Genomic DNA, 8,443 nt, shown 5'->3' on the forward strand with positions numbered 1-8,443 from the left:
GAAAATTAGGCTTATCCTGTTATTGAGTATGGTTGCTACGGCTACTCAAGCCCTGGAGATAACAATTACCAGAGGTAACGAGACAGCCCTCCCTATTGCTATCGCCCCATTTCCTGGATCGGCAATTGTGGCTAATGATTTTCGTCTTAGTGGTGAGTTTGCGCCACTGCCAGAAGAGCAGATGATCTCAAAACCAACTCATATTGATAATGTCAATTTTACTGACTGGCGCATGTTGGAGGTTCCAACCCTGCTGACGGGAAGGGTGATCAATATTGGTGGTAAACCAAAACTTGAGATTCAATTAATTAATGTATATCAACAAAAATTGTTAATGAAGCCTTACCGTTTCTCATTGGGAGATGGTGGTGACAAAAAGATTCGACAGACAGCCCATGCAGTAAGTGATCTGGTATACAAAAAGTTGACCGGGGTGCGTGGAGTTTTCAGTACCCATATTGCTTACATATCAGTAAAAAACAGGGGTGATGGAGATCGAATTTATACCCTTGAGCTTGCTGATGCAGATGGGGAGAATGCGCAGGTGATGTTGACCTCATCTGCTCCTCTGCTCTCCCCAAGTTGGTCGCCAGACGGCAGGAAACTTGCCTATGTCTCTTTTGAAAACAGGAGATCAGAAGTTTGGATTCAGGGGGTATACACTGGAGAACGTACAAAAATAGCCAGTTTTGAGGGCAAGAATAGTGCTCCTGCATGGTCGCCAGATGGAGGCAAACTGGCTCTCTCCCTCTCTCGTGATGGTAATTCAGAGATATACACTCTTGATATTGGTAGTTCGACGCTTAAACGGATAACAAAAAATCGGGCTGTGGATACAGAGCCAGTCTGGTCAGCAAGTGGGGACAGGATAGTTTTTCTATCTGATCGGAGTGGGCGACCACAAATTTATCAGATAGGTAAAGAAGGTGGTCGAGCTCAACGTCTTACTTACAAAGGCCATTACAATACTAGCCCTGATTTATCAGCAGATGGTAGGTATCTTGTGATGCTTGGTGGTGATTCCGGAAATTACAGAATTGCTGTGCAGGATCTGAATAGTGGAGTTGTCAGAATTTTATCTGATAACAGGCAGGATGAATCGCCCAGTTTTGCCCCAAATGACCGCCTGATCGTGTATGCTACTCAAAATGATGGGGAGGGTGTTTTGGAGGTGACATCTGTTGATGGTGGAGGTGTTCAGCAGCTTAGCCTGGAAGGAAAAGATGTACGGGAACCATCCTGGTCCCCGTTTTTGAGATAGGGGTAGATGGATGAAGCGTGTAGGTATTATTCTGTTAATTGGGCTGTTTTTAAATGGGTGTAGTAGTCTTAACAATCCATTGGATGGAGAGGTTGTTGGCGCTATAGAAGTTATTGAGGTTGGTCAGAATGATCCGGTTACTGCAGGTAGTGCAGCGACTCAACGCCTAACTGTCGAGGGTGAGGCGGTTGATTATCAGGGTGATATAGCCCCTGTTGAAGGTGGGGTAATGGTAGGTCTGGAGCCTCCAGCACAGAGACTATTTTTCTTTGATTACGACAGTAGTAGCGTCAGTGGTGAAGATCTAACCGTAGTCAAGGCACATGCATCTTACCTCGTCAGTAACCCCGTCATGCTGGTCAGATTGGAGGGTCATGCGGATGAGCGCGGTTCCCGTGAATATAATCTGGCTCTGGGAGAGAGTAGAGCGCAGACCATGAGTGATCTGTTGATAGCCGAAGGTGTTAAAAGTGGTCAGATTGAGATCATCAGCTACGGCGAAGAGACCCCGCTGGAACAGGGGTCTGAAGAGGGGTTCTGGGCGCAGAACAGACGTGTTGAACTGATATATCCTCAGTAAGAGAGATGAATCGTCATCTCCTGATTCTGGTAGCAGGATTAGCATCTTTTGCGGTATCTGCAGCGGGTTCAGTTGAGCAACGGATTGACAGACTGGAACGTCAGATGAGTCGCCTGACTGTACTAACCATGGAGATGCGGGATCTAAGAAAAGATCTGCAGGAGAACTATGGTGCGGTTGAGGAGATGGTGCACCAGATGGAACTGCTGAAGAGACAGCAGAGCAACAGTTATATCGATCTCGATCAGCGCATAAAAAAGATTGAAGATGGCAAGAGCAGAGTTGTTGAGGCCAACCCATCTATAACAGGGTCATCTGACAGCAAAGAGATTGATGCATACAACAGTGCTTTTGCCCTGGTTAGATCAATCCAGTACCAAAAGGCATTGAGTGCCTTCAACCGACTGATCAAGAAATTTCCCAAGGGGGAATACACAGGTGATTCCTGGTACTGGATTGGCCGTCTCCACACCATCAATGGCAACAAGAGTGAGGCCAGCAAGGCGTATGCTCAGGCCAAATCAATTCTGCAGAGTATTGTAAAAAAATCCCCTGGTTCAGCCCAGGCCAAACGTGCTGCGGATAAGCTGAAAAAAATCAACAGATGAGCGGTAGTGCTGTAGACCTCAGAGTGACGGAAATCTTTCTCTCACTTCAGGGAGAGGGCCGTACTATTGGCTGGCCGACCACATTTGTTCGTCTGACCGGATGTCCACTGCGCTGTAGTTATTGTGATACCGAATATGCTTTTCATGGTGGGGAGCGTATGACTGTTCCTGCCATTATGGGCCAGATAAGAGGCAACAATGTAGATCACGTCACAGTTACTGGGGGTGAGCCACTGGCGCAAAAGGGGGTGTATCCGCTTCTGGAACAGCTCTGTGATGCTGGATACAAGGTCTCTCTGGAGACAGGCGGCATGCTGGATATCTCTGAGGTAGACCATCGGGTTAACAGGGTGGTAGATCTCAAAACCCCAGGTTCCGGCGAGGAAGAGAAAAACCTCTGGAGTAATCTTGATCAGCTTACCCATCATGATCAGCTGAAAATAGTTATGGTTGATCGTGCTGACTACGACTGGTTTTTGCCGATTCTGCGTGAGCATAAACTGGAGCAGCAATGTGAGGTGATTTTTTCACCAGCAGCCGGAAAACTTGCCCCCTCCGAGTTGGCATCATGGATACTGGATGATAGCCTACATGTACGTTTCCAGATCCAACTGCATAAAGTTCTTTGGGGTGATGAGCCAGGTCGATGATTAAGAGAGATGAGAAGAGAGCTGTTGTGCTTGTCTCTGGTGGCCTTGACTCTGCTACAGTGTTGGCGCTTGCAAAATCTCAGGGATACAGTTGCTATGCCATAAGTTTTGATTACGGGCAGAGACACCATTCAGAGCTGGATGCTGCAAGAGTGGTGGCAGAGAGTGGCGGTGCAGTGGAGCACAAAGTCATCAATATTGGATTGGGAGAGGTTGGCGGCTCTGCTCTGACTGATGATTCCATTGCTATTCCAACAAGTCAGAAGAGCGGTATCCCTGTTACCTATGTTCCAGCACGAAACCTCCTTTTTCTCTCTTTTGCGCTCGGCTGGGCAGAGGTGTTGGAGGCCAGAGATATCTTTATTGGAGTCAATGCTGTGGATTACTCCGGATACCCTGATTGCCGTCCAGCCTTTATTGAGTCATTTCAGCAGACAGCCAACCTCGCAACCAAAGCAGGTGATGATGGATATCCGGTAACTGTTCATGCCCCACTGATAGAGTTGACCAAGGCTAAAATAATCAGAGTTGGAATTGAGTTAGGTGTAGATTATTCGAAGACGGTATCCTGTTATCAGGCAGATGAGCGGGGCATGGCTTGTGGAGAGTGTGACTCCTGCAGGTTGCGTCGTGCGGGTTTTATGGAGGCAGGGATAGATGATCCAACCAGATATGGAGAGTGATATTTCAGATGATTTTTTTTCCTGAAATGTGTATGATGCGCCCCTTCAAACTGAGGGTCGTTAGCTCAGTTGGTAGAGCACCGGCCTTTTAAGCCGATGGTCGAGCGTTCGAATCGCTCACGACCCACCATATAAAACAAGGAGTTATCGAGAGATCGATAACTCTTTTTCTTTGCGAATCCATAACGATAACTTTTTATTGTTGCCCCTTTTCTCTATCCTCTTTCTCTTCATAAATAAGGCGATGTGCATCAATTGCGGAGAAGAGGATGAAGTTCCCCCTCCCTTTTCGGGCGGCACGCTCTGCGTAATCCAATTGACTTAGTGCGTTTTTTGTCTCCCCCAGAAAGAAGTGGTATTGAGCCTGTGCAATATGTGACTTTACCGGTTGATCTGCCGATCCGTATGCTATGGCAAGTTTTTGATAGAGCTGTGGAATAGTGCTAGTGATGCTAATGCGCTGTTCCAGGACTCTGATTGCCTGATTGTACTCTCCAGAAGATATCAGCAAGTCAGTGAATAGATAGGTTAAAGGCAGGTGTGACGGATAGAGTTGATGCGTAGTTTTTACTGTTTTCAGTGCGTCACTTATGTTGCCACTCTCTATATAAGCTTGGGCGATGGCAGTTATAAGGATTGGGTGATCAGGGTTCTGTTCAAGCAGGGGGAGTAGCTGCTTAATCGCCTTGGCAGATTGTCCGGCTTTAAGTAGTGCCATGCCATATCCGAACTGCTGATATTGAGTTGTATGTGGGTCGGTTGTCTGCTGTAGCCCGGTTTTATAGTGGCGAATGGCATGCTGTGGGTTATTGAAGTCATTAACCAGCAAAATCTGGCGAATAAGATTGAACTCAAGAGAATCAATTTTTTTCTGTTGTGAAAATTGTGCAGCACGACTCTCTGCATCAGCAATTCTTGAGAGTGTCAAAGGGTGGGTCTGTAGATATTCAGGCAGGCTCTCTCCGCTATAACGGTTGGCCTGTTGCAGTCTTTCAAAGAATGATGGCATGTTGGATGGAGAGTACCCGGCACTGTGTAAAATCTGCATCCCAACTCGGTCTGCTTCTTGTTCATTACTGCGGGTAAAATTAATCTGCCTCTGGATTGAGAGGCCAGTTGCGGTGGCAGCAACAGCCTCTCCTGCCTGGGGATCTGCAGATGCAGCTATAACTGTTGCAAGAACTGTAGCTACGGTTGGCAGAGACATGTCCTGTTGGCTCTCAAGTCTCCGCATCAGATGGCGCTGGGTAACGTGAGCAATCTCATGGGCCAATACTGCTGCCAGTTCACCCTCGTTCTCTGCCTTTTTAATAAGCCCTGTATGTATGCCTATTTTTCCATCAGGGCCGGCAAACGCATTAATAGTTGGATTATCGATAACAAAAAACTCAAATTTCTTTGATGGGTTCTCTGATTGTGCTGCAAGCTGTTCTCCAAGTGTCTGGGTGTAGTGTTGAATGAGAGGTTCGCTGGAGAAGGTGATCTGTTCACGTAGAGAGCGCATGAAGGATTCCCCCAGAAGATGCTCCTCTTCCGGGGAGAGAATTGATGCCGAGTAGTCTCCTCCAAGCGATGGTAGCCTGATCTCCCCCGCACTCAGGGGGTGAGTTAATGTGATGTAGATCAACAGGCAGGAGCGAAGAGTTGTCCTTATCCTTGCCATTCTTCCATCAATGTAATATAAGTATCGTCTCATATTTTTTAGTTATGGTTATGTATCTCAACGCTGTTTTGGTGCATAATCGGTTTTTTTATTTTAGCTTAACAGACGAATGGAGAGAAAGAATGGCTGATTTCGATCAAGAACTGGACGCATCAGGACTGAACTGCCCACTACCAATTTTGCGCACCAAGAAGACTATCAACACAATGGATGCTGGACAGGTTCTGCGTGTCGTTGCAACTGATCCGGGTTCAGTAAAAGATATCGAGGCATTCTGTAATCAGACAGGTAACGAGCTTATGTCGTCTGGTGAAGAGGGTGGCAAGTTTGTGTTTATGATCAAGAAGTCTTGATCTGGTTTTGTAAGTGAAAAAGCGGCTGGAGAGTTCTCTGGCTGCTGTTGTATATAGATAGCGAGAGGAATGAACAATGGCTGGAACTGAAAAAGTTGCAATGATCTGTACCAAGGGGACCCTGGATTGGGCCTACCCACCGTTTATTTTGGGTAGCACAGCGGTTGCACTGGGCAAAGAGGTCTCCATGTTTTTCACCTTCTACGGCCTTAACCTGCTGTTGAAAGATACCAGCAAGCTGCGGGTCTCTCCTGCAGGCAATCCCTCAATGCCGATGAAGATGCCCTTTGGACCAGATTGGCTGCGTAAAATTGATTGGGCACCAAAGCTACCTAATGTTTTTATGAATAATATGCCTGGTTTTGAGTGGGCTGCATCGAAGATGATGCTCCAGAGCACCAAGAACCATGGGGTTGCCTCCATTGAGGAGTTGCGCGAAATCTGTCAGGAGTTTGAGGTTAAATTCCTCGCCTGCCAGATGACAGTTGAGCTGTTTGGCTATGAACACAGTGACTTCATCGATGGTGTCGAGTTTGTAGGTGCATCTACCTTCTTCGACGAGGCTGGTGATGCATCAAATACAATGACGCTTTATTTATAAAGTAATCTCTGCTTACATCCAACCCTCGTCATTCCCGCGCAAGCTGGAATCCAGATAGAATGGCGTCCAGTAGGGCGCCTTTTTTAATGCAGTTATCAAATCAATATGAATAAGCTACCTCCGCTAAAGTTAAAAAAGGGTGAAGAGCGCCGTCTGCGCGGTGGGCATGTCTGGGTCTACAGTAATGAGATTGACGTTAAAGCTACCCCTCTAAGTGGTTTTGAGGCTGGTGATCAGGTAGAGATTCAGGCCTCCAATGGGAAGGTATTGGGTAATGGTTACATAAACCCAAACACCCTGATTAGTGCCAGACTGATCAGTAGAAATCCATCATACAGGCTGGATCAGTCGCTGATTACCCATCGCCTTAAAATTGCCCTATCCATCAGGGAGAGGCTATTCTCCGATTCATGCTACCGTCTGGTGCATGGTGATTCGGATGGGCTGCCAGGCCTTGTTGTTGACCGTTTTGGTGATCTGCTCTCGGTGCAGATCACCACAGCAGGAATGGAGCTAGTCAAGACCCAATTGATAGCAGCACTGGAGAAGGTTGTTGCTCCTACCGTTATTCTACTGAAGAATGACACCTCGGCTCGTGATGTTGAGGGGTTGGAGCGTGGTGTCGAGTGCGTGGTTGGGGATGCTCCGGAGTTGGTGATGCTGAAGGAGAATGGGGTACAGTTTGAGGCACCACTGATCTCTGGACAGAAAACAGGCTGGTACTATGACCACCGCATGAATCGTCAACGGATGAAATCTTATGTGAAAGGCCAGCGGGTGCTCGATCTCTTCAGCTATATCGGTGGATGGGGAGTGCAGGCCGCAGTTGCTGGAGCCAGTGAGGTTATCTGTGTAGATAGTTCAGAGAGCTCTCTTGAGCATGTCCATGGTAATGCTGCTCTTAACGATGTTACTGATAAAATGGCAACACTGCATGGTGATGTGTTTGCTGCGCTTAAAGAGTTGCGTGCCGCCAGAGAGCAGTTTGATCTGGTGGTTGTTGATCCGCCGGCTTTTATTAAACGCAGAAAGGATCAGAAAAATGGTCTTCAGGCGTACCGTCGAGTTAACGAGTTGGCAATGCGCCTGCTGAGTCGTGATGGAATTCTGGTCAGTGCCTCATGCTCGCACCATCTGCAACGCTCACAGCTGAAAAGTATATTGTTGCAGTCCAGTCGCCATATTGATCGAAACCTCACAATTCTGGAAGAGGGACACCAGGGGCCGGACCACCCTGTCCATCCGGCCATTCCAGAGACTGAGTACATCAAGTGTTTTACCGGCAGGGTGCTCCCAGCAGGGTAGAGTGATGATTGCACCTGAGATACAGCCATACTTCGATCTTGGCCCATTAAGAGTCCACTGGTACGGAGTTATGTACATGGTGGGTTTTCTTGCGGCCTGGGGGCTAGGGACCTATAGAGCGCAACAGCCGGGTTCCTTATGGACCAGGAAGCAGGTGGATGATCTAATTTTCTATGCAGCACTTGGGGTGATTCTCGGGGGGAGATTTGGCTATATTCTTTTCTATGATCTGGCCTCATATACACGAGATCCTCTGAATATATTAAAGATTTGGCAGGGCGGAATGTCGTTTCATGGTGGTCTGATCGGGGTGTTGATTGCGGTCTGGTTGTATGGCCGCAAGATTGGGCAAACATTTTTTCAGGTCACCGATTTTGTGGCCCCACTGGTACCAATTGGGCTGGGGGCGGGGCGTATTGGCAACTTTATCAATGGCGAGCTCTGGGGGCGAGAGACCGACCTGCCGTGGGGGATGATCTTCCCCTACACCGATCAACTGCTACTGGTGCGTCACCCATCACAACTATATGAGGCCCTTCTGGAAGGGGTGTTGCTGTTTGCCATTTTATGGGGTTATTCACGAAGATCGCGACCATTGATGTCTGTTTCGGCGATGTTCCTCATTTTTTACGGAAGTTTCAGAATTCTGGTGGAGTTCGCCAGAGAGCCTGATGCACATCTGGGTTATCTTGCATTTGATTGGTTGACGATGGGGCAGCTGTTATCCCTGCCGATGGTT

At 47.7% G+C, this 8,443-nt stretch carries 10 protein-coding genes and 1 tRNA gene; 10 read left to right on the forward strand and 1 reads right to left on the reverse strand.

Going from position 1 to position 8,443, the window contains the following annotated elements:
* The 6 genes from tolB to AC3ZFK_RS07825 all read left to right on the forward strand — a co-directional run.
* The coding region (tolB, locus tag AC3ZFK_RS07800) for a Tol-Pal system beta propeller repeat protein TolB (RefSeq protein WP_487507355.1) at positions 1–1,261 on the forward strand (1,261 nt) is incomplete at its 5' end.
* A 10-nt stretch (positions 1,262–1,271) separates the two neighbouring features.
* Entirely contained in the window at positions 1,272–1,841 is a 570-nt protein-coding gene (gene pal / locus AC3ZFK_RS07805) for a peptidoglycan-associated lipoprotein Pal (protein ID WP_487507356.1), read from the forward strand.
* Positions 1,842–1,846: 5 nt separating this feature from the next.
* A complete protein-coding gene (locus AC3ZFK_RS07810) occupies positions 1,847–2,449 on the forward strand; it encodes a YbgF trimerization domain-containing protein (RefSeq protein ID WP_487507357.1) in 603 nt (200 codons plus the stop codon).
* Positions 2,446–3,099, forward strand: a complete 654-nt coding sequence (queE, locus tag AC3ZFK_RS07815) for a 7-carboxy-7-deazaguanine synthase QueE (RefSeq protein ID WP_487507358.1) — start codon at positions 2,446–2,448, stop codon at positions 3,097–3,099. Before AC3ZFK_RS07810 ends, queE begins: the two co-directional genes overlap by 4 nt.
* Entirely contained in the window at positions 3,096–3,782 is a 687-nt protein-coding gene (queC, locus tag AC3ZFK_RS07820; RefSeq protein ID WP_487507359.1) for a 7-cyano-7-deazaguanine synthase QueC, read from the forward strand. Before queE ends, queC begins: the two co-directional genes overlap by 4 nt.
* A gap of 54 nt (positions 3,783–3,836) precedes the next feature.
* Positions 3,837–3,912, forward strand: a tRNA-Lys gene (locus AC3ZFK_RS07825).
* 66 nt (positions 3,913–3,978) lie between these two features.
* Here AC3ZFK_RS07825 and AC3ZFK_RS07830 read toward each other — a convergent pair.
* Entirely contained in the window at positions 3,979–5,445 is a 1,467-nt protein-coding gene (locus tag AC3ZFK_RS07830) for a beta-barrel assembly-enhancing protease (RefSeq protein ID WP_487507360.1), read from the reverse strand.
* Between the two features lie 122 nt (positions 5,446–5,567).
* Here AC3ZFK_RS07830 and AC3ZFK_RS07835 point away from each other — a divergent pair, with 122 nt between their 5' ends.
* From AC3ZFK_RS07835 to lgt, 4 genes are all read left to right on the forward strand, one after another.
* Complete coding sequence (locus AC3ZFK_RS07835) at positions 5,568–5,798, forward strand: sulfurtransferase TusA family protein (protein WP_487507361.1); 231 nt, start codon at positions 5,568–5,570, stop codon at positions 5,796–5,798.
* A gap of 76 nt (positions 5,799–5,874) precedes the next feature.
* Complete coding sequence (locus tag AC3ZFK_RS07840) at positions 5,875–6,399, forward strand: DsrE/DsrF/DrsH-like family protein (protein WP_487507362.1); 525 nt, start codon at positions 5,875–5,877, stop codon at positions 6,397–6,399.
* Between the two features lie 105 nt (positions 6,400–6,504).
* On the forward strand, positions 6,505–7,704 hold the full coding sequence (locus AC3ZFK_RS07845) for a class I SAM-dependent rRNA methyltransferase (RefSeq protein ID WP_487507363.1): 1,200 nt from the start codon (positions 6,505–6,507) through the stop codon (positions 7,702–7,704).
* 4 nt (positions 7,705–7,708) lie between these two features.
* Positions 7,709–8,443 (forward strand): prolipoprotein diacylglyceryl transferase (lgt, locus tag AC3ZFK_RS07850; protein WP_487507368.1); only part of this gene is annotated, 735 nt, incomplete at its 3' end.

Source organism: Candidatus Thiopontia autotrophica (genome assembly GCF_982804495.1).